The organism is Aquibium sp. A9E412 (genome assembly GCF_030398335.1).
Lineage (GTDB): Bacteria > Pseudomonadota > Alphaproteobacteria > Rhizobiales > Rhizobiaceae > A9E412.
Window position 1 is genome coordinate 1 of the sequence record NZ_JAOAOP010000001.1, and the last position, 20,736, is coordinate 20,736.

A 20,736-nucleotide genomic window follows, 5' to 3' on the forward strand; every position below is an offset into this window, starting at 1 on the left:
GGCGGCGCTCGGCGCCGCGGCCGGCGCGCGCGAGCCGCCCGCCGCGCCGCGCTGGCGGGCGCTGTTTCGGGGGCCCGCTGTGGCGCTGCACGCCATCGCCCTGTCGTTCGGCGCCACCTCGGCGATCTATATCTCGTTTGCCGCCGACCGCGTCGCGCAGGCCAGCGGCCTGGCCGGGCTTCCGGCAGAGGCGTCGTCGGCGATCGTGTTCGTCGGCTACGGGACGTTCGGCCTGCTCGGCCTCGCCACCGGGCGCGCCAAGGCGGTGGCCGGCCTGCCGGGCCTGCTGCGTGGGCTGCTCGCTGCCTCGGCGCTCTCGCTCGCGCTGGTCGCGGCGGTGCCGGCGTCGTGGCCCGGTGTGGTTCTGTCGGCCGGGCTTCAGGGCGTCTACGTGATGATGACGAGCGCGGTCCTCGCCTTCTGGTCGGAGCGCCTGTTTCCGACGCTGCCCTCGTTCAGCTTCACGGCCGCGCTGCTGGCGGTCGGCGTCGGCAACGTCGCGGGGCCGGTGGCCGCGGGACTTATTTCCGACGCGGTCGGGTCCGGCACGATGTTCTTCGGCGCGGCGGCGATCTCGGCGGCGACCGCCATCGCGGTGCGGCCGCGGCACGTGCAGGAGCGGCCGGCCGGCGCTTGGCCGGGGGCGGGCGCGCACACCAATAATTGACAATAAGGAACTCCCGGCGGCACGAGACGTGCGAGAAGGTGCAACCTCATCTACTGCCGCCACGGCTACGACGCCGAGACGTTGGCGAACGAGCCGCTGCACATCTACGTGGCCGGCGAGGCCGATCCCCAGTACGAGCCGATCCTCGACGCGCGGGCGCGCGACGACACGGCGCTCAACGGCGAGGACGACGAGGTGTGCCGGCTGATGCAGACCTTGACGTTCTCCGCCGATCCGGCGACCGACCTCAGGGACCTGCTGGCGCGCGCCGAGTGAGGCCGTCCGCCAGGCCGCTCACAGGATGGCGGTGGCCTCGACCTCGACCAGGAACTCCGGCCGTGTGAAGCCGCCGACGATCATCAGCGTCGACGCCGGCTTGACCGCGAGGTCGCGCAAGAACGCGTCGCGCACGGCCATGTAGTCCTGCATGTGCGCGCGCTCGGTGACATAGGCGTTCAAGCGCACGATGTCGGCCTTGCCCGCTCCGGCCTCGGCGAGGATCGCCGCGATGGCGTCGAGGCACAGTCCGGCCTGGCCGGCGACCGTGTCGGGCACGGTGCCGTCCTGGCGCACGCCGAGCTGGCCGGAGGTCACGATGAGCGTGCCGGCCGGCCGCGCGATGCCGTGCGAATAGCGCCCGAAGGGCGGGTGGATGGTCGACGGGGCCAGCGGCGTGTTCATGCCGTGCCCCGGTCGGCTTGCGGCCGGGCGAGGCCGCAGCGCGCCAGCACGAGCTCGGTCGCCTCGCGGATGATCCGGTCGGCGTCGAGCGCCTCGCCCTCCGGCGTCTCGAGCAGGGTGCGCACCTGCGCCTCGTATTCGGCGTAGTGCTGGGTGACCGCCCACATGTTCATCTGGAACAGGACCGGGTCCACGGGGCGGATCAGGCCGGCGTCGATCCAGGAGCGGATGACCGCCGAGGCCTCGTCGACGGCCGCCTTCAGCTCGCCCCAGTGCTGCGACAGGACCGAGGCGCCGCGCGCCACCTCGCTGGCGAACAGGCGGGAGACCTCGGGGTGCTCCAGGGCGTGGCGCATCTTGCGGTCGATGTAGGAGCAGATCACCTCGGCCGGATCGGAGGAGCTGGTCGAGAAGAAGAAGATGTCCTTCCACTCGCCGACGATGAACTGCAGCGCCTCTTCGTAGAGCTCCTCCTTGGAGGTGATGTAGTAGTGGAGCTGCGCCTTGGTCAGCCCGGCGGCCGCCGCGATCGCCTGGGTCGACGTGCCGGCCAGGCCGTTGCGGGCGAACTCGCCGATCGCCGCATCGAGGATGGCGCGGCGGATCTCCAGGCGGCGCCTGCGGGTTGCCGACATCGTCGCGCCTTCGGGAACGGTGGAGAGCTGGGTCATGCGAACCGCGTCGTTTCGCTCTCGACACAGGGCAGGGGCGTCGCCGTGCGGGCCGTGTCGCGGGGTCTTGTCGTGGCGCTGCGGCCGCGCGAAGCGGCAGCGGCGATGGAACAGCATCCGGCAGCCGCGCGCAAGCATCGCGCCCCGGCCCGGGCGGCCCGCCGAAGCCGGCCGCCCGCTGCCGGCCGTCACTCGGCCGTGAGGCGCTGCTTGATGTCGATGCCGTGCCCGGCATTGACGAACTCGGTCGTGGCGACCTTGGAGACGTCGACGGCGCCGGGCTCGATGATGCCCGAATCCACGGCGAGCTGGTGGAACGCCGCGATCCGCGACTGCGACATGGCGCCGATGCCCTTTTCCAGCGCCTCGCCGACATCGATGTTGCCGAGCGCTTCGAACTGGGCCATCTCCTTGTCCAGCTTCTCGACGGTCATCTCCGGGTTGGCGGCGATGATCGCCTCGTAGGCGGCGGTGCGGTCGCCGTAGAGGTAGTTGTACCAGCCCTCGATGGAGGCGTTGACGAAGCGCTGAACCAGATCCGGGTTCTCGTCGATCAACTGCTGGCGCGTCTCGATCGTGCTGCCGTAGGTGCTCCAGCCCTGGTCGGCCAGCAGATAGGTGTCCACCTCGGCACCCTGCGCCCTGGCATAGATCGGCTCGGCGGTGCCGTAGGCCTGCTGCACGACGTCCTCGTCGCTCAGGAACTGGGCGAGGTTGTAGCCGTAGGGGCGGAGCTGCTCGTTGCGGAAGCCGTGCACGTCGACCAGCCACTTCCAGAAGCTGAACTGCGCGTCCTTCGACATCAGGACGGTGGGCGCGGACGAAAGGTCCGCGAAGCCGTCGTAGCGTCCGGCATGGGTCATCAGCGCCTGCGGGTCGCGCTGGAAGAACGCCGCCACCACCGTGGTGGGAATGCCGTTGCGCACGTTGTCGAAGGACAGGAGCAGATTGCCCGTCATCAGGAAGTCGAGCCGGCCGGCGGCCAGCATCGGCCGGTTGTTCATCTGCGGGCCGCCCATCATGATCTCGACGTCCAGCCCGTACTTCTCGTAGGTGCCGTCCACCTGCGCCTGGTAGAAACCGCCATGGCCGCCCTGCGCGAGCCAGTTGGTGCCCATCACCACCTTGTCGGCGGCGAAGGCGAAGCCGGCGCTTGCGGCGGCCGCGAAGGCGGCGAGCGCCGCCGTGATTGCATGTCTCATGATCCTTACCTCTCCCCTGCCGGAGTTTCTCACTCTGCTCTCGCCATGTCGGCGGTCCAGCCCCGGGTCTTGCCGGGGTTCATCAGGCCGTAAGGGTCGGCCTGTTTCTTGAACTCGATCTGCGCGGCATCGATCTCCTTCATGCCGCCGTCCTCGATGGTGACGACGTGCGGGTCGAAGATCGTGCAGCCGTCCGTCTCTTCCAGCTCGGCAATCAGCGCATACATCGCCTCGCGGCCCTGCCAGCGCACCAGCGGCAGCGCGAAGATCTGGATGTCGCCGCCCATCCGCGCCATCTCGTGGTGCCAGTAGATGCTGTCGCCGTACCGGTGCATCTGGCGCATCACCAGATCGGGATCGAAGGGGCGCGGATATGCGACCTGCAGATAGGTCCAGCTGCGGTCCGCCTTGAGCGCCTGAAGCGTGGTGTGGTTCCAGCCGCACTCATAGGCCGGCTGCAGCCCCGCCGCCCTGATCTCGGGCTTGGTCATGGCGAACGAGATGCGGCCGCCCGCCGCCTCGGCCCTCGCGGTGAAGCGCGCCATCTCGTCGGGCGCGACCATCGCGAAGACGGCGTCGCGGTCGTCGGGGAACAGCGCGCCGAACTTGCGGTAATAGGCGGCGAAGCGGCGCTCGACGGCCGTCAGCAGATAGCAGTCGAGACCCTCCTCCTGGGCGCCCTGGGCGAAGCGCAGCGCCGTGCCGTAGCCGTCGAACAGGGCGGCGCAGTGCACCCACTCGGTCGCCCGGGTGAGCGCCAGCTCGAGCTCGACCACGATGCCATTGGTGCCATAGGCGTGCTGGACCTTCTGGATGTCGGCGTCGAACAGCTCGATGACGCGCGGCTCCGGCTCCACCGTGACGACCTTGGCGTAGGTGATGTTTCCGGGGTCGCGCAGCATGCCGTGGCGCAGCGAGCCGATGCCGCCGGAGCCGCCGGCGAGAAAGCCGCCGATCGTGGCAAGCTGCCGGGTGGAGGGATACATCAGCAGCTCCTGACCCGTCTCGCGCACCGCGTCGTCGAGCCGCGAGATGCGCGCCCCCGCCTCGACCCGCACGGCGCCGTCGCGGATCGCGATCACGCGATCGAGCCGCGTCAGGTCCATCACCACGCCGCCGTCGAGCGGCACGCACTGGCCGTAGTTTCCGGTGCCGCCGCCGCGCAGCGTCAGCGGCACGCGGTGCCGGGCCACCGCGCCGGCGATCCGCTCGACCTCGTCCTGCGTCTGCGGCAGGATGATCAGCTCGCCGATCCGCCCGTCGAGCTGCTCGTTGAGGATCGGCGAGTACCAGAAATAGTCGCGCGACCTCGCGTCGAGATATTTGGGGTCGTCGTGCCAGCGGATGCCCTCCATCTCCGCCTTGAAGGCGTCCCAGTCGACGGCGCGTCGCGGTCTTTCCCACTTGGTCATGTCGGGCCTTTCTGTGCGGTGTCTGTCAGCGGACGTCCCCGGCGCCAGACCCGGCGCGCAGCGCGCGGGTGGCTGATCAGGTCGTCCATGTCGGTCGCGTCGAACCAGATGAAATCGGCGCTTCGGCCGGCGGCCACGGCGAGGGAGACGCCGCACCATGCGGCGGCGGCGCCGGTGATGCCGGCGAGCCACCGCGTCGGGTCGAGGTGGCCCGACAGGACGACGGCGCGGTAGGCCTCGAGCGGGTCGTAGCTGCCGTAGGGGTAGAAGCCGTCCTGCACGTTGTCGGAGGCGATCAGAATGTCGACGCCCGCCGCGCGCGCCTCGTGCAGCGGCGCGAGGCCGCGCAAGCGCGGCGTGCGGCCCGGCGCGGCGTCCTGCAGCCAGGCATTGGTGGTCGGCAGCACCGTCAGGCCGAGGCCGGCCTCGCCGCCGCGCGCCAGAACCGCGTGCACCTCGTCGGCCGGCCGCACCGAGAGCGCGCAGCCGTGGCCGCAGAGCACCCGGCCGGCAAACCCTCTGCCGGCCGTTTCGGCCACGATGGCATCGAAGCCGCGCGCCTCGGGCTCGAGCCCCTCGTCGACGTGGAAATCGAGATGGAGACCGGCGGTCTCCGCCAGGTCGAAGACGCGGGCGATCTTCCGGTCGGCGTCGGCATTGCGGTAGACGAAGGCGCCGAGCACGCCGCCGTCGGCGGCGACGCGCCGGGCGATGGCCGGTCCGGCTTCGGCGAGCAGGTCGAGCGGCGTCAGCGAGGCGAGCTGCAGCTCGACCGAGCCGCGCCACTCCTGCTTCAGCTCGTTGAGGACCGACCAGGCGAGCGGCGCGGCCGGCTCGTTCCAGTCGACATGGCTGCGCATCACGCCGACGCCGTTGGCCCAGGCCGACTGCAGCGCCCGGCCGGCGCGCGCGCGCAGGTCCCGTTCGCTCCAGCCGGCGCGGTCCGCCGCCATCAGGTCGATGGCCTCGAAGAGCGTGGACGGCCGCGCCGACAGCCGGTCGCGGGTGAAGGTCTTGTCCAGATGGACGTGGGCATCCGCCAAGAGCGGCAGCAGCAGCCCGCCGCCGGTGGCCGCGGACGGGGCGAGGGCGGCGATGCGGCCGTCGGCGACGGCAAGGCGCCAGAAGCCGTCGCGGCCGGCAATCCGCAGCCCGTCCAGCACGGCGTCGGGTTGGTTGAGCACGGCGTTCAGTTCTCGCGCTTGATCTCGCTTTCGTGCCAATGCCCGAGAACGGCCTTCGACAGGAAGCTGGTCAGCAGGAAGATCACGACGCCGAGCAGCGACACCAGGAAGAGGGCGGCGAACATGCGCGGGATCTCGTTGCGGAAACTGGATTCCAGGATGCGCGAGGCCAGCCCGGTGTTCTGCCCGGCCGTGCCGGCCACGAACTCGGCCACCACGGCGCCGATCAGGGCGAGGCCGCCGGCGATCTTCAGCGCCGCCATGAAGTAGGGCAGGGCGGACGGCACGAGCAGCAGCCGCAGCCGCTGCCACGGGCTCGCCTGGTAGAGCGTGAAGAGGTCGCGCAGGTTGTGGTCGGCGCTGCGCAGGCCGATCGCCGTGTTCGACAGGATGGGAAAGAAGGCGACGATCCAGGCGCAGATCAGAAGCGCCACGAAGGTGTCGTGCACATAGATCAGGATGAGCGGCGCAATCGCGATGACCGGCGTCACCTGAAGGATCACCGCGAAGGGAAACAGGCTGATCTCGACGAGGCGCGACAGCGCGAAGACCATGCCCAGCGCGACGCCGCCGACGATCGCCAGCAGCAGCGACAGGAGGGTCAGCTTCACGGTGAACCACATCGACGGCAGCAGGCTGCCGAAATCGCTGGCCAGGGTGGCGGCGATGCGGCTCGGCGCCGGGATCAGATAGTGCGGCACCTCGTGGTACCACACCAGGCCTTCCCAGATCGCCAGCGCGATGGCCAGCGCGCCGAGCGGCATCAGCACCCGCAGCCGCCGCTCGCGCGCCGCGCCGCGCGCGATGCGCCGGCGCATGTCCGGCTCGGCCGCGGAGCCGGAAGCGGCGATGCCGGCGGCGGCAGCCGTGAGCTCAGTGGTCGATGTCGACATGGTCCAGGGTCTCCTCGAGCGCGGCGCTGACCACGCGGCAGTTCTCGGCATAGGCGGGGCTGTTGCGATAGCGGTCGGTGCGCGGGTGGTCGCCGGCCAGGTCGATCTCGCTCACCACCCGGCCGGGCCGCGCGGCCATGATGACCACGCGGCTCGACAGGTAGACCGACTCGAAGACCGAGTGGGTGACGAAGATCACCGTCAGGCCATGCCTCTCCCAGAGCTTGAGGACGTCGTTGTTGAGCTTGAAGCGCGTCATCTCGTCGAGCGCGGCGAACGGCTCGTCCATCAGCAGGAGGCGCGGCCGGGTGACGAGCGCCCGGGCGATCGACACGCGCATCTTCATGCCGCCCGACAGCTCGCGCGGATAGGCGCGCGCGAAGCGCGTCAGGCCGACCGAGGCGAGGGCCTCCTCGACGCGGTCGCGCGCCTCCCGGCGCCGCATGCCGCCGAGCCGCAGCGGCAGGAAGACGTTGTCGAACACCGTCGCCCAGGGCATCAGCGTCGCCTCCTGGAAGACGAAACCGGTGTCCTGTCCGCCGGTCTGCTCGCCGGGCCGGTGTCCGTTCACGGTGATCTCGCCGGCCGAGACCGAGAGCAGCCCGGCGATCATCTTGAGCGCCGTGCTCTTGCCGCAGCCGGACGGGCCGAGGAAGCTGATGAACTCGCCCTGCCGGATCGTCAGGTTCATGTCGCGCACGGCGACGGTGCCGTTGGCGAACTGCTTGTGGACGCCGGCCATGCGGATCATTTCGGGACCGCGCACGCGGTCGGCCGAGACGGCGGCTTCAGCGGTCATGGGGCTCCTCACCAGGCCGGGGTGTTGTCGAGCCACGACACCGGGGCGCGGTCGATCTCGGAGAACAGCTCGACGAGCCGCGCGGTGGCGAAGGCGAGGGTGGCCTCGCCCTTCTCCGCGGTCGCCGCGGCGGCATTGCCGCAGGCGCCCTGCGGATGCATGTCCTGCGCCTGCCAGGCCGGCTTGGCGCCGCCGGCCAGGGCGATGTGGCGGTAGTGCCGGCTCCACTCGTGGCTGAGCGGGCGGAAGTCGCGCGCCTCGGCCATGGCGACGTTGCCGGGGTCGAGCGCGAGCATGACCGAGGTCTCCATGTCGCCGGCGTGGATGCCGTGCGTCATCTCCGCCTCGTCGTAGGTTCCCGGCGGCATGCCCTGGCCGAACCAGTTCACGCAGAAGGCCAGCATGGCGTGGCGCACGCGCAGCTCGCGGGCGACGATGTCCATCGTGCTGATGTTGCCGCCATGCGCGTTCAGAAGCACCAGCTTGCGCACGCCCGAGCGCGCCACGCAGGCGCCGATCTCGCACCACATGGCGATCAGCGTCTCGGCGGAATGGGTCAGCGTTCCGGGATAGCGCAGGTGCTCGTTGCTCTTGCCGATCGCCTGGGTGGGCAGGAAAAGCACCGGGCTTTCGGCCGGAAGCGCGTCGGCCAGGCGCGCGACGATGCCGTCGGCCACGCAGGCGTCGACCTTCATCGGCAGATGCGGCCCGTGCTGCTCGGTCGCCCCGACGGGGAGCACGGCGATCAGCCTCTCATGGTCGAGCCGGGCGAACTCGGCGCTGGTGTAGTCGGACCAGTACCGCTTCATCGTCCCACCCCGTCTGCGCCGCAGCCGACGGGGGCGGGCGTCGCCCGCCGACGCTCGGCCGGCCGGCCGCGGGGCCGAAGCGACGGGCGCGGCGGATAGTCGACGCGGCGCCGGAGCGGCTTTCGGGCGGGCGCCTTCGACGCCGCCGGGGGATCCTCGTTCATCGCTCACCGCCTCCCTCGGTCGGGGAATAGAAACAAAACCATAGCAATCGGTCAAACTTTTTGGTAGGTTTTTGCAACACCTTGAATTTCCATCTGTTTTTTCGAGCGGTTGAGGCAAGGTTTCAGAGACGGGGAGGGCCCGCCGGTGGTCTGCCGGACGGGATGGCCGGCCTTGCGCGCCGGGCGCGGAAGCAGCGCCGCCGGCGCGCAAGGCGAGCGGCGCCCCCCGCAGACCGACAGGAAAGGACAGGCCGATGACGACCATCGCGATCGCCGGTGCCGGCCAGGCCGGAGCCGCCCTTGCGGCAAAGCTGCGCGGCCTCGGCTTCGACGGACGCATCCGCCTGTTCGGCGCCGAGCCGGTCGCCCCCTACCAGCGTCCGCCGCTGTCGAAGAAGTATCTGATGGGCGAAATGGGGGTCGACCGGCTGCTCCTGCGGCCCGAACGCTTCTACAGCGAAAACCGGATCGAACTGGCGCTCGGCCGGCCCGTCACCGCGATCGACCGCGACGCGAAGACGGTGCGCGCGGGCGACGAGGTCGTCGCCTACGATCACCTGGTTCTGGCCACCGGAGCGTCGCCGCGGCGGCTGCCCGCGGCGATCGGCGGCGACCTGCCGGAGGTCCACACCGTGCGGAACCTGGCCGATATCGACCGCATGGCACCCGCCTTCCGGCCCGGACGCCGGCTTCTCGTCGTCGGCGGCGGCTATATCGGCCTCGAAGCCGCGGCGGTCGCCGCCGGGCTCGGCCTCACCGTCAGCCTCCTGGAAGCGGCGCCGCGCATCCTGCAGCGGGTCGCCGCGCCGGAGACCTCAGACTTCTTCCGCGCGCTGCACCGCGACAACGGCATCGCCATTCTCGAGCACACGGGTCTCGAGCGGCTGGAGCCCGCGCATCCGGGCCTTACGGCCCGGCTGTCGGACCGGCGGGTGATCGAGGCGGATTTCGCCATTATCGGCATCGGCGTGGCGGCGAACGACGCGCTGGCCGTGGCGGCCGGCCTCGAGACCGGCGGCGGCATCCGGGTCGACGCGATGGGCCGGACGTCCGATCCGGCGATCTGGGCGGCCGGCGACTGCGCCTGCCTGCCGTTTCGCGGCGCGATGATCCGGCTGGAAAGCGTGCAGAACGCCGTCGACCAGGCCGAAGCCGTGGCCGCCAACATCATGGGCGCGGACGTGCCCTACGACCCGAAACCGTGGTTCTGGTCCGACCAGTTCGACGTCAAGCTTCAGATCGCCGGGCTGAACGCGGGCTACGACAGCGTCGCGGTGCGCCACGGCGAAAGAGCGAACGCGCGCTCGCACTGGTACTACAGGGGCGAGCAGCTTCTCGCCGTCGACGCGATGAACGACGCGCGCAGCTACATGCTCGGCAAGCGGCTGATCGAGCGCGGCATCTCGCCGCCGCGCGGGTCCGTCGCCGCGCCGGATGCGGACCTCAAGGCCTATCTCGGCTAAAGCCGACCTACTTTTCACGGACTCGCAGATCGGCGCTCACTTGTTGTGTTGACGGCCCGCACGGCACACGGCTCCGCCGGCGTTCACCGGAAGTAGATGCTGTGATCGCGGCGGATCGCGGCGTCGAGCTGCGGATCGATCTGCGGGCCCGCCGCGGCGAGGATCGCGTTCTTGCGCGCGGTCGGCCGTCCGACCGCGACGGCACGGCGCGGGCTGCGGCTTTCGGGCGCCATCGCGGGCGCTATAATCGATGATGCCGCATGGGGCCGTCCGAGGCCGGCCGACCGGCCATGCGCGGACGAGACCGCCGCCGTCGCCGATGCGGCACGGCTTTCGGAAAGGCAGGGACGGGACGGGTGATCGACCTCCGGCAACTCCGGCAGTTCATCGCGGTTGCGGAGGAGCTGCATTTTCACCGTGCGGCGGCGCGGCTGAACATGTCTCAGCCGCCGCTGACGGCGACGGTGCGGCGCCTGGAGGCGGAGATCGGCGCCGCGCTGCTGGAGCGCGGCAACCGCGTCGTGCGGCTGACGCCGGCCGGCGCGGCGCTGCTCGCGCATGCGCGGCTGACCGTCGAACAGGCCGAGCTTGCGGTCGCCGCGGCGCGCGACGCCGCGGCCGGGCACACCGGCACGCTTCGGCTGACCTATGTCGGCAGCGCGATGTACGGCCGGCTGGCCGGGACGGTGCGCGCCTTCCGCCGCAGCTTTCCCGCCGTGCGGCTGGAACTCAGGGAGGCGACGACCGCCGCGCAGGTGGCGGCGCTGCGTGACGGCACGAGCGATCTCGCCGTGCTCCTCGCTCCGCTGCCGGACGACACCGGGCTGTCCGTCAGCGCGTTCGACCGGGACCGTTTCGCCATCGCGCTGCCGGCGGGCCATCGCCTGGCGGCCAGCGCCGGGCTTGCGCTCGCCGACCTCGCCGACGAGCCCTTCGTGTTGTGGCCGGCGGCGGAAGGCCGCGGCTTCCACCACCAGGTGGTCCGGCTGTGCGCCTCGGCGGGCTTCGTGCCGCGCGTGGCGCAGGAGGCACACCAGATGCACGGCGTTCTCGCCCTGGTCGCCGTCGAGGTCGGCGTCTCGGTGGTGCCCGCCAGCATGGCGGGCTTCCGCGCCGACGAGATCGTCTACCGGCCGCTGGAGGTCGCGGGAGCGGCCTTCACCCTGTCTCTGTGCCGAAGCGACGGGCCGCTTGGCGCCCCGGCGCAGAACTTTCTCGATCTGGCGTTGCGATAGGTTATGACTATCGTGGGTGCCTCAAGACGGTATTGGACGGATCGCATGGCGGTTTCCTAGCCTTCCCCACACCTGTCGGGGAGATGCGCATGATCCGTTTCGATGACCGCACCGCGATCGTGACCGGTGCCGGACGCGGCATCGGCTATGCCTATGCCGAGATACTCGCCGCGCGCGGGGCGCGCGTGGTCGTCCACGACATCGGCGCCGGGCCGGACGGCACCTCCCGGGACGCCTCGGTCGCCGCGGCCGCCGCCCGGCGGCTGCGCGCGCGGGGCCACGCGGTCCGCGCGGCGAGCGGACCGATCGACAGCCGCGCCGGCTGCCGCGCGCTGGTCGAGGAGACCGTCTCGGCGTTCGGCGGCCTCGACATCGTGATCCACAACGCCGGCTGGGTCGGCTACCAGAGGATCGAGGAGCTCGCGCCGGACTTCCTCGCCCGCATGACGCGGCTCGGCGTGGAGACGCCGCTGTGGCTGGCCCAGGCGGGCTGGCCGGTGATGAAGGGGCAGGGCTACGGCCGCATTCTGCTGACGACGTCGGACCGGGCGCTTTTTCCAGAGCATGCACAGGCCGGGCTCGCCGCCTATGCGGCGGCGAAGTCGGCCACCCTCGGCATCATGAACGTACTGGCGCACGAGGGCGCGCCGCACGGCATCCGCGTCAACGCCATCTCGCCGGTCGCCAAGACGCGGATGTGGGGCGTGCAAGGCGACGTCGACGAGCTGCGGCCGGACGCCGTGGCGCCGGGCGCGGCGTTCCTGGTGTCGCAGGCGTGCCGGGCGAGCGCCTGGATGCTGCGCGCGAGCAACGGCCAGTTCCGTGCCTTCAAGCCATGCGAAGCGTCGGGGGTCGACTATCCGCGCGACCTCGGTGCGGTGACGGCGGAGAGCCCCGAGGCCGTGGCCGCCGCGTGGGATGCCATCGCGGGCGACGCGCCGCAGGCGGAGTGATGACATCGCCGCGTCCGCCGGCGTTCACCGGAAGTAGATGCTGTGGTCGCGGCGGATCGCGGCGTCGAGCTGCGGATCGATCTGCGGGCCCGCCGCGGCGAGGATCGCGTTCTTGCGCGCGGTCGCCCGGTCGAGGAGCCGCGGGCGGTCGGCCTCGACCCATTCCTTCGGGCTCATGCGGTTGCCGAGCGCGGGGTAGACATACTCCGTCTGCATCAGCCGCAGCGTCTGCTCGGAGCCGAGATAATGGCCCGGCCCGTCGAGGCAGACGGCCTTCATCGCCTCGATGGAGGTCGTCTCCTCGGTCACCTCGATGCCGCGCACGCAGCGCAGCACCTGGCCGACGATGTCGTCGCCGAGCACCAGGCTCTCCATGCAGAAGCCCAGCAGCGAGGCGTGCATGCCGACCGATTCATAGACCATGTTGAGGCCCGACAGGCCGGCCAGCGTGTTGGTGATCGCCTGCTCCCAGCCGGCCTGCATGTCGGGCAGCTTGGAATCGGAGATGCCGGCGGCCGCGCCGCCGGGCAGGCCGTAGAAGCGGTGCATCTGGGCGCAACCGGCCGTCAGCAGCGCCTGCTCGGCCGAGCCGCCCGACATGGCGCCGGTGCGCAGGTCGCTGACGAAGGGCCAGGTGCCGAAGATCGCCGGATGGCCGGGCCGGATCGCGTTGACGTAGACGACGCCGGCGAGGCATTCGGCCATCGTCTGCACGATGGCGGCGGCGATCGGCGCGGGCGCGGTTGCGCCGGCCTGGCCGGCCGACAGAAGCAGCACCGGCATGCCGGCGCGGATCAGCTTCTCCATCGTCACGCAGCTTTCCTCGGCGAACTTCATCGGCGGCACGACGAAGCAGTTCGAGTTGGACACGAACGGACGGTCGCGCCAAGCCTTTTCGCCGCCGGCGATGCGGTGCAGCAGCGCCATGCAGCCGTCGACGTGGTCGGGCTCGCTGAACGAGGTGCCGATGTGCTTGGTGGTGCCGGCGCAGCAGGCATAGAGCGTGTTGATGTCCATCTCGAAATTGTCGAGCACGTCGCGGCAGACCAGCGCGCGCTGGAAGAAGTGGACATTGTCGAGATGGTGGACGAGGCGCGCCGCGTCGTAGAGGTCCTGCGCGGTGGAATCGCGGTAGGCGCCGGTGTGGGCGTCGACGACGTGGACCGCGGCGCCGGCCGTGCCGAAATGCACGTTGCTGCCGGTCAGGTGCAGGTCGTGGCGCGGATCGCGCGCGCAAAGGGTGATGTCGCGCGCGGCCACGGCGAGCATGTCCTCCACCAGCGCGCGCGGAAAGCGGATGCGGCCGTCGTCGCCGAGCCGGGCGCCGGCGCCGGTCAGCACCGCGACGCCCGACTGCGGCGCGTTGGCCAGGCCGATCACCTCGAGCGCGTCGAGCGCAGCGGCGTGGATGCGCGCCATGTCGGCGTCGGCGAGCGGCCGGTAGCGGCCGCCCGGCAGCCCGGGCCGGACCGGCCGCAGATGCTCGGCCAGCGGCGCCGCGCGCTGCGCCCGCCGCGCCTCGCGACCACCGGCGCGTGCTGCCCGCCGCGGCGGGCATTCCATTGCCTCTTCCGACATCACAGCCTCCCTGAAAGCCTGTCGCTTCCAACACGTTCGGGCGGGCGCGCGGCTGGCCGCGACGCGCTCATATGCGCATGCGTTCGGACTTCGGGTCGTAGAGCGGCCGGCGCGCGGCGTCCGCCTCGACCCGGCGGCCGGCCACCTCGATGGCGTAGTGCGCGTCGACGAGGGCGGCCGGGTCCTCGCCGGCGCACGGCACGTAGCCCATGCCGATGGCGGCGCCGAGATGATGGCCGTAGGCGCCCGAGGTGAGATGGCCGACGATGGTGCCGTCGCGGATCACTGGCTCGTTGTGGTAGAGCATCACGTCCGGGTCGCGCAGCCGGAACTGCAGCAGGCAGCGCTCGAGGCCGGCCTCCTTCTTCCTGAGCACCGCGTCGCGGCCGACGAAGCCGGGCTTGCCGGTGGCGACCGCGAAGCCGAGCCCGGCTTCCAGAACGTGGTCCTCGCTGGTGATGTCGTGGCCGAAATGGCGGAACGCCTTCTCGATGCGGCAGCCGTCCATCATGTGCATGCCGCACAGCTTCAGCCCGAACGCCGCACCGGCCTGCCAGAGCGTCTCGAAGACATGCGCGGCCATGTCGGCCGAGACATAGAGCTCCCAGCCCAGCTCGCCGACATAGGAGATGCGGTGGGCGCGGGCGAGGCCCATGCCGATCTCGATCTCGCGGGCGGTGCCGAACGGGTTGGCGGCGTTCGAGAAGTCGTTCGGGCTGACCGCCTGCAACAGTTTGCGCGCGTTGGGGCCCATCACGGCCAGCACGCCCTCGGCCGCCGTCACGTCGGTCAGCACGACGGCGCGCTCGCCGAGGTGGCGGCGCAGCCAGGCCTGGTCCTTCGGCCGGGTGGCGGCCGGGGTGACCACCAGATAGGCCGTCTCCGACAGCCGCGTCACCGTCACGTCGGCCTCGATGCCGCCGCCGGCATTGAGGAACTGGGTGTAGACGATGCGGCCGACCGGCACCGACAGGTCGGCGCCACAGACATGGTTGAGGAAGCTCTCGGCGTCGCCGCCCTCGACGCGGATCTTGCCGAAGGACGACATGTCGTACATGCCGACATTGGTGCGCACCGCCGCGTGCTCGGCCGCCTGGTTGGCGAACCAGTTCTGCGGTCCCCAGGCGTAGCGGTAGGCGCGCTCCTGGCCCGCCTCGGCGAACCAGTTGGCGCGCTCCCAGCCGGCGACCTCGCCGAACACCGCGCCCTCGGCAGCGAGATGGGCGTGGAAGGGCGAGCGCCGCACGCCGCGTGCCGTGGCCTTCTGGCGGAACGGGAAATGGTCGGCGTAGAGCAGGCCGAGCGTCTCCTTGGCGCGCTCGAACAGGTAGTGCCGGTTGCCCTGGAAGGGGTGGTTGCGGGCGATGTCGACATCGCCGAGGTCGAACGGCTTGTCGCCGGTGTCCATCCACGCGGCCAGCGCCATGCCGGCGCCGCCGGCCGACTGGATGCCGATCGAGTTGAAGCCGGCGGCGACCCAGTAGTTGTCGAGCTCGGGCGACAGGCCGAGATTGTAGGCGTCGTCGGGCGTAAAGCTTTCCGGCCCGTTGAAGAAGGTGTGGATGCCGGCCTCGGCGAGAAGCGGCAGGCGGTTTACCGCGCGTTCCAGGATCGGCTCGAAATGGCCGAAATCCTCGGGCAGCTGGTCGAAGCAGAACTCCTCGGGGATGCCGTCCATGCCCCAGGGCTTGGCGTTCGGCTCGAAGGCGCCGAGCAGGTATTTGCCGGCGTCCTCCTTGTAGTAGGCGCATTCGTCGGGAACGCGCAGCACCGGCATCTCGGCGAGGCCGGGGACCGGCTCGGTGACGATGTAGAAGTGCTCGCAGGCGTGCAGCGGCACGGTGACGCCGGCCATGCGGCCGACCGCGTGGCCCCACATGCCGGCGCAGTTGACGACGTGCTCGGCCTCGATCTCGCCGCGCGCGCCGTCGGTGGCCCAGGCGACCGCGGTGGCACGGCGCCCGGCGACGCGGATTGCCGTGACCTTGACGCCCTCGAGGATGCGTGCGCCCTGTCGGCGGGCGCCCCTGGCGAGCGCCAGGGCGATGTTGGCGGGGTCGCCCTGGCCGTCGGTCGGCAGCCACACGCCGGCGGTCACGCCGTCGATGCTGACATGCGGGTAGCGCTGCGCCACCTCGGCCGGCGACAACTCTTCGACCGGCACGCCGAAGGCACGCGCCATGGAGGCGTTGCGGAACAGCTCCTCGCGGCGCGCCGCCGTCAGCGCGAGCGAGATCGAGCCGACGGTCTTCACTCCCGTCGCCAGCCCGGTCTCCGCCTCGAGCCCGCGATAGAGGTCGGCGGAGTATTTCGCCAGCCGGGTCATGTTGGCCGAGGCGCGGAGCTGGCCGATCAGGCCGGCGGCGTGCCAGGTGGTGCCGCAGGTGAGCTGCTTGCGCTCCAGAAGCACGATGTCGCGCCAGCCGAGCCTGGCCAGATGATAGGCCACCGAGCAGCCGGCGATGCCGCCGCCGATGATGACGACGCGGGCCCTGGCGGGGATGTCAGCCATGCCGGCACCTCCGCTGCGCAGATGCCGCTGCGGGCGCCGCGGCCGGCGCGTCGGCGGTCATGCCCGCAGCCTTTCGTTGCCGGGGTCCCAGAGCGGCCGGTCCGGCTGCACGACGGCGGGCCGGCGTTCGCCGTAGATCTCGACCTCGACGGCGCGGCCCGGCTCGGCGAGATCGCTGCGCAGCATGCCGAGCGCGATGGAGCGGCCGACGCGGTAGCCCCAGCCGCCGGAGGTGGTCTCGCCGACCACGCGGCCGTCGTTCCACAGCGTCGACATGTAGGGCGCGTCGGCCTCGCCGGCGTCGACGACCAGCGTCACGAAGCGCTTGGTGACGCCGCGCCGCTTCTCCGCGGCGAGCGCGGCCTTGCCGGGAAAATCCTCCGGCTTGTCGAGGCGCACGAAGCGCCCGAGCCCGGCTTCGAGCAGCGAATAGTCGCTCGAGAGGTCGCCCTTCCAGGTGCGGTAGCCCTTTTCCAGCCTGAGCGCGTTCAGCGCCCACATGCCGAAGGGCCGGGCGCCGCCGGCGAGCACCGCCTCGTAGATCGCGGGGACATGCGCGTTGTCGGCGTGGATCTCCCAGCCGAGCTCGCCGGCGAAGCTGACGCGGGCGAGCAGCGCCGGGCAGCCGGCGACGGTCGCCTCCTGGATCGACAGCCAGGGCAGGGCGAGGTCCGCCTCGGCGATGCCGGCCAGCAGCGCGCGCGACCGCGGGCCGGTGACGACGAGCGCGTCGCGCTCGCGCGTGCGGTCCTCGAGCGCGAGGCCGTCGGCGAGGCCTGCCTGCAGCAGCTCGCGGTCGTGCCACTGGGCGGCGGCCGCGGTGATCAGCGTGAAGCTGTCCTCGGCGTGGCGCAGGATCGACATCTCGGTGAGGATGCGGCCGCGCGCATCGGGGAAGTAGCCGAGCGTCATGCGGCCGATTCTCGGCAGCGCGCCGGCGATCCGGCCGCTGAGCCAGGCCGCGGCGCCGCCGCCGGACAGCTCGAAACGCGAGAAGCCGGGCAGGTCGAGCACGCCGACGCCGTCGCGCACGGCCTCGCATTCGGCGCGGATGCGCGGCTCCCAGGGGCCGGCGCGGCCCCAGGTCATGGTGCTTTCGGGCGTCGTGTCGTCGCCCGGTTCGGCGAACCAGTCGGCGCGCTCCCAGCCGTTGTAAGCGCCCATCACGCCGCCGGCCGCGCGCACCCGCTCGTGCACCGGCGACAGCTTGCGGTCGGGCGCGGCCGGCCAGCGGTGCCGGGGGAAATGCATGGCGTATTCGTGGCCGTAGACCTCGCGCGCCTTCTCCACGCAGTAGTCGTGGTCGGTGTAGTCGGTGTAGCGGCGCGGGTCGCACGACCACATGTCCCACTCGGTGCAGCCCTCGGTGACCCATTCGGCGAGCACCTTGCCGGCGCCGCCGCCCTGGGCGATGCCGAAGGTGAAGACGCAGGCCTCGAAGGCGTTCGGCACGCCGGGCATCGGGCCGATCAGCGGGTTGCCGTCGGGGGCGTAGGGGATCGGGCCGTTGATGACCTTGCTGACGCCGGCCTCGCCGAGCACCGGCACGCGGGTGAGCGCGTCCTCGATGTAGGGCGCCAGCCGGTCGAGATCGTCGGGATAGAGCTGGAAGCTGAAATCCTCCGGCAGCGGGTCGTCCGGCGTGACCCAGTGGGCGCGGCAGTCGCGCTCGTAGGGGCCGAGATTGAAGCCGTGCTTCTCCTGGCGCAGATAGTAGGAGGTGTCGACGTCGCGCAGCAGCGGCAGCTTGCGGCCGTGCTCGGCCGACCAGGCACGCACCGCCTCGACCGCCTCGAACAGCAGATACTGGTGGCTCATCGCCGCCATCGGCACCGTGCGTCCGCCAAAGGGGCGGAACCACTCGCCGACGCGCTGGGCGTAGTAGCCGGCGGCGTTGACGACATACTCGCAGCGGATGTCGCCCTTTTCGGTGTGGACGATCCACTCGCCGTTCTTGCGGCTGACGCCGGTCGCCGGGGTGAAGCGCAGCACCGTCGCGCCCATGTCGCGGGCGCCCTTGGCCAGCGCCTGGGTGAGCTGAGCGGGGTCGATGTCGCCGTCGGCCGGGTCGTAGAGCGCGCCGGCGAGGTTGTGCGTCTCGATGAAGGGATACCGGTCGCGGATCGCCTCGGGCTCGAGCAGCTCGAGCGCCATGCCCTGATGCAGGCCCATGCCGCGGGCACGCTCGAACTCCTGCATGCGCTCGCGCGAGTGGGCGAGCCGAAGCGAGCCGGTGACATGGTAGTTCATCGGATAGTCGACCTCCGTGCCGAGCCGGGCGTAGAGCTCGGTGGAGTAGCGCTGCATGTTCATGATCGACCACGAGGTCGAGAAGGTCGGCACGTTGCCGGCGGCATGCCAGGTCGAGCCGGCCGTCAGCTCGTTGCGCTCGACGAGCACGCAGTCGCGCCAGCCGGCCTTGGCCAGGTGATAGAGCGCGGAGACGCCGGCGACGCCGCCGCCGACGATGACCACGCGCGCTGTCGAAGGAAACCCGGCCATGTCGCTCTCCCGCATCCCGCGCGACCAGTATTGCCGCGCTTGCGGGCCGCTTTCCATTCGCCGGCTCATGCTTTATTGATCGGCATATCCGATTAGGGAGGGGACGCATGCCCGGCTTGCTCCTCGACGATGCGCCGCGCTGCGCCGAGGCCGGATCCGCATGCGGGCGGGCAGGGGCCGCCGCGCCGGTATCGCGATGCAGATCGCGCTGATCGAGACCTTTCTCGACCTGTGCGAGACGCGCAGCTTCAACCGCACGGCGGACCGGCTGGGCGTCACCCAGTCGACCGTGTCGGGGCGGATGAAGGCGCTGGAGAAGGCGCTCGGCCAGCGGCTGTTCGTGCGCTCGCGGGCCGGCACGGAGCTGACCACGGAGGGGCTGCGCTTCGTGCCGCACGCCCGCACGCTGCGCCACAACTGGACCGAGGCGCGCCATGCGATCCGCGACCTGGCGAGCGGCGCGGTGACCGTGCGGGTCGGCATCCAGGCCGATCTGGTGGGCATCCACTTCAGCGACCTGATCAACGATTTCCGCGCCGTCCTGCCGGAGGCGTCGTTCCTGTTCGAGGCCGACTATTCGGCGCAGATGTCGGCCGACCTGGCGACCGGCAACGAGGACATCGCGATCCTGTTCACGCCGCGGTTCCACCCCGACCTTTATTTCGAGACGCTGGGCGAGGTCGCCTATCTGATGGTCTCGACGGAGACCGACCGCCTGGAGGCGGTGCGGGCGGACACCTACATCACGCCGCATTTCTCCGACGCGCTGCCGCAGATCCACGCCAAGCTGCTGCCGCGGCTGGCCAGGGGGAGCCTGTCCATCGGCCAGAACGCGGCGATGGTGTCGCTGCTGGAGACGATGGGCGGCACGTCCTACGTGATGAGCGATTCGGCGCTGGCGCTGCAGCGCGCGGGAACCTGCCGGCTGGTCGCCGACGCGCCGCCGATCGCGCTGCCGGTCTATGCCGGGGTGCACATCCGCAACCGCCAGCGGCCGCTGCATCGCCGGCTGCTGCAGATCCTGCGGGCGCGCTTTCGCGCCGGCGAGCGGCAGACGGCGCAGCGGCGGCTGCGCTGAGGCCGCGCCGGCCCGACGTCTTCCCGCGCGGCGCGCCTCAGCGGTTGGCGAAGGACAGCTTGATGAGCCGGCTGTTCATCACCGCGTGCTGCCACTCCACCACGCGGCCGCCGGCCAGCGCGCCGGTCGCGGTGACGTCGAGCAGCGGCGCGTTGCGCGGGCATTCCAGCAGCGCCGCCTCGCGCGCGTCCGGCAGGCGCGCGCCGACCGTCGTCGCGGTGCGGTGCAAGGCGCCGAGCCCGGCCTCGGCGAGCAGCGCGGTGAAGGAGCCGGTGCGCAGGAGCCGGGCGTGGAAATCCGCCATCAGGTCGGCGGGGAAGTGGCGCGTCGTCAACAGGAACGGCACGCCGTCGCCGAGGATGACGGCGGTGTGCGACAACACCGCATGGCCCGGCTCGACGCCGAGGCGCGCCGCCAGCGCGGCGTCGGCCGGCGCCACCGCGCTGTCGACGAAGCGCGAGGCGCTTTCGACGCCGTGCTCGGCGAGCGCCGTTCTCAGCCGCGACAGGGCATCGATCTCGTAGGTCACGCCGGTCGGCATGACGAAGCTGCCGCTGCCGTTGACGCTGCGGATCGAGCCGTCCTGCGACAGGGCGAGGAAGGCGCGCCGCACCGTGTTGCGGCTGACGCCGTGGCGCTGCGAGAGCTCGTTTTCCGACGGCAGCCGCGCGCCAGCGGCGAGCCGGCCGGCGTCGATGTCCGATCTCAGGCTGCGGTAGAGCGCTTGCCACTGCGACGCCATCGGCCCTGTCGTCCTCCCGCCGACCGGCGGTGCCGGCCTGTCGAATGCCCCTCGATCTGTACCTACAGCTGTCATTCACGTTACACAATACGCCGCTACCCAAACGCCCGGGACGTCGATCCCCTGCCATCGCCGAATGGCTGCGAAGCAAGTGAGACATCGCCACAGCGAGCGGCATCCGGCGCGGTGCG

General features: G+C 71.2%; 18 protein-coding genes and 1 pseudogene. 6 read left to right on the top strand and 13 right to left on the bottom strand.

The window, feature by feature from the left end:
- Window positions 1-667 (top strand): annotated as a pseudogene (locus tag N1F89_RS00005) (MFS transporter); the annotation flags it as partial.
- A gap of 81 nt (window positions 668-748) precedes the next feature.
- Window positions 749-943, top strand: coding sequence for a hypothetical protein (locus N1F89_RS00010; protein ID WP_290080312.1), 195 nt, complete (start codon window positions 749-751; stop codon window positions 941-943).
- A gap of 18 nt (window positions 944-961) precedes the next feature.
- On the opposite strand, the gene N1F89_RS00015 is transcribed toward N1F89_RS00010, so the two are convergent.
- The 8 genes from N1F89_RS00015 to N1F89_RS00050 all read right to left on the bottom strand — a co-directional run bounded on the left by N1F89_RS00015 (window position 962) and on the right by N1F89_RS00050 (window position 8,318).
- Window positions 962-1,348, bottom strand: coding sequence for a RidA family protein (locus N1F89_RS00015; protein ID WP_290080313.1), 387 nt, complete (start codon window positions 1,346-1,348; stop codon window positions 962-964).
- The gene (locus N1F89_RS00020; RefSeq protein ID WP_290080314.1) at window positions 1,345-2,019 is read right to left on the bottom strand and encodes a TetR/AcrR family transcriptional regulator; all 675 of its coding nucleotides are present in this window, start codon (window positions 2,017-2,019) and stop codon (window positions 1,345-1,347) included. Before N1F89_RS00020 ends, N1F89_RS00015 begins: the two co-directional genes overlap by 4 nt.
- 188 nt (window positions 2,020-2,207) lie before the next feature.
- Window positions 2,208-3,221 carry an ABC transporter substrate-binding protein gene (locus N1F89_RS00025; protein ID WP_290080315.1) on the bottom strand — a complete coding sequence of 338 codons (1,014 nt, stop codon included), beginning with the start codon at window positions 3,219-3,221 and terminating at the stop codon, window positions 2,208-2,210.
- Between the two features lie 29 nt (window positions 3,222-3,250).
- Entirely contained in the window at window positions 3,251-4,633 is a 1,383-nt protein-coding gene (locus N1F89_RS00030) for an FAD-binding oxidoreductase (RefSeq protein WP_290080316.1), read from the bottom strand.
- Entirely contained in the window at window positions 4,630-5,817 is a 1,188-nt protein-coding gene (locus N1F89_RS00035; RefSeq protein ID WP_290080317.1) for an amidohydrolase family protein, read from the bottom strand. Before N1F89_RS00035 ends, N1F89_RS00030 begins: the two co-directional genes overlap by 4 nt.
- A gap of 5 nt (window positions 5,818-5,822) precedes the next feature.
- The gene (locus tag N1F89_RS00040; RefSeq protein WP_290080693.1) at window positions 5,823-6,635 is read right to left on the bottom strand and encodes an ABC transporter permease; all 813 of its coding nucleotides are present in this window, start codon (window positions 6,633-6,635) and stop codon (window positions 5,823-5,825) included.
- 55 nt (window positions 6,636-6,690) lie between these two features.
- Window positions 6,691-7,509 carry an ABC transporter ATP-binding protein gene (locus tag N1F89_RS00045; protein WP_290080318.1) on the bottom strand — a complete coding sequence of 273 codons (819 nt, stop codon included), beginning with the start codon at window positions 7,507-7,509 and terminating at the stop codon, window positions 6,691-6,693.
- Between the two features lie 8 nt (window positions 7,510-7,517).
- Window positions 7,518-8,318, bottom strand: a complete 801-nt coding sequence (locus tag N1F89_RS00050; protein ID WP_290080319.1) for a creatininase family protein — start codon at window positions 8,316-8,318, stop codon at window positions 7,518-7,520.
- 418 nt (window positions 8,319-8,736) lie between these two features.
- Between N1F89_RS00050 and N1F89_RS00055 the strand changes: the two genes are divergently transcribed.
- A complete protein-coding gene (locus N1F89_RS00055; protein WP_290080320.1) occupies window positions 8,737-9,945 on the top strand; it encodes an FAD-dependent oxidoreductase in 1,209 nt (402 codons plus the stop codon).
- Window positions 9,946-10,028: 83 nt separating this feature from the next.
- On the opposite strand, the gene N1F89_RS00060 is transcribed toward N1F89_RS00055, so the two are convergent.
- The gene (locus N1F89_RS00060) at window positions 10,029-10,355 is read right to left on the bottom strand and encodes a hypothetical protein (RefSeq protein ID WP_290080716.1); all 327 of its coding nucleotides are present in this window, start codon (window positions 10,353-10,355) and stop codon (window positions 10,029-10,031) included.
- On the opposite strand from N1F89_RS00060, the gene N1F89_RS00065 reads away from it, so the two are divergent.
- Together N1F89_RS00065 and N1F89_RS00070 are read left to right on the top strand one after the other, a co-directional pair.
- A complete protein-coding gene (locus tag N1F89_RS00065; protein WP_290080321.1) occupies window positions 10,236-11,180 on the top strand; it encodes a LysR substrate-binding domain-containing protein in 945 nt (314 codons plus the stop codon). The genes N1F89_RS00060 and N1F89_RS00065 overlap by 120 nt on opposite strands.
- A gap of 89 nt (window positions 11,181-11,269) precedes the next feature.
- Entirely contained in the window at window positions 11,270-12,133 is an 864-nt protein-coding gene (locus N1F89_RS00070) for an SDR family oxidoreductase (RefSeq protein ID WP_290080322.1), read from the top strand.
- Between the two features lie 24 nt (window positions 12,134-12,157).
- Here the strand turns inward: N1F89_RS00070 and N1F89_RS00075 are convergent, their stop codons facing one another.
- The 3 genes from N1F89_RS00075 to N1F89_RS00085 form a co-directional block, all read right to left on the bottom strand.
- Window positions 12,158-13,711, bottom strand: coding sequence for a trimethylamine methyltransferase family protein (locus N1F89_RS00075; protein WP_290080323.1), 1,554 nt, complete (start codon window positions 13,709-13,711; stop codon window positions 12,158-12,160).
- Window positions 13,712-13,778: 67 nt separating this feature from the next.
- Entirely contained in the window at window positions 13,779-16,223 is a 2,445-nt protein-coding gene (locus N1F89_RS00080) for an FAD-dependent oxidoreductase (protein WP_290080325.1), read from the bottom strand.
- Window positions 16,224-16,280: 57 nt separating this feature from the next.
- Complete coding sequence (locus N1F89_RS00085) at window positions 16,281-18,725, bottom strand: FAD-dependent oxidoreductase (RefSeq protein ID WP_290080326.1); 2,445 nt, start codon at window positions 18,723-18,725, stop codon at window positions 16,281-16,283.
- A gap of 196 nt (window positions 18,726-18,921) precedes the next feature.
- On the opposite strand from N1F89_RS00085, the gene N1F89_RS00090 reads away from it, so the two are divergent.
- Window positions 18,922-19,803 (top strand): LysR family transcriptional regulator, encoded by an 882-nt coding sequence (locus N1F89_RS00090; protein ID WP_290080327.1) that lies wholly within the window; start codon window positions 18,922-18,924, stop codon window positions 19,801-19,803.
- A 37-nt stretch (window positions 19,804-19,840) separates the two neighbouring features.
- On the opposite strand, the gene phnF is transcribed toward N1F89_RS00090, so the two are convergent.
- Window positions 19,841-20,545 (bottom strand): phosphonate metabolism transcriptional regulator PhnF, encoded by a 705-nt coding sequence (gene phnF / locus N1F89_RS00095; protein WP_290080329.1) that lies wholly within the window; start codon window positions 20,543-20,545, stop codon window positions 19,841-19,843.
- Window positions 20,546-20,736: the final 191 nt, after the last annotated feature.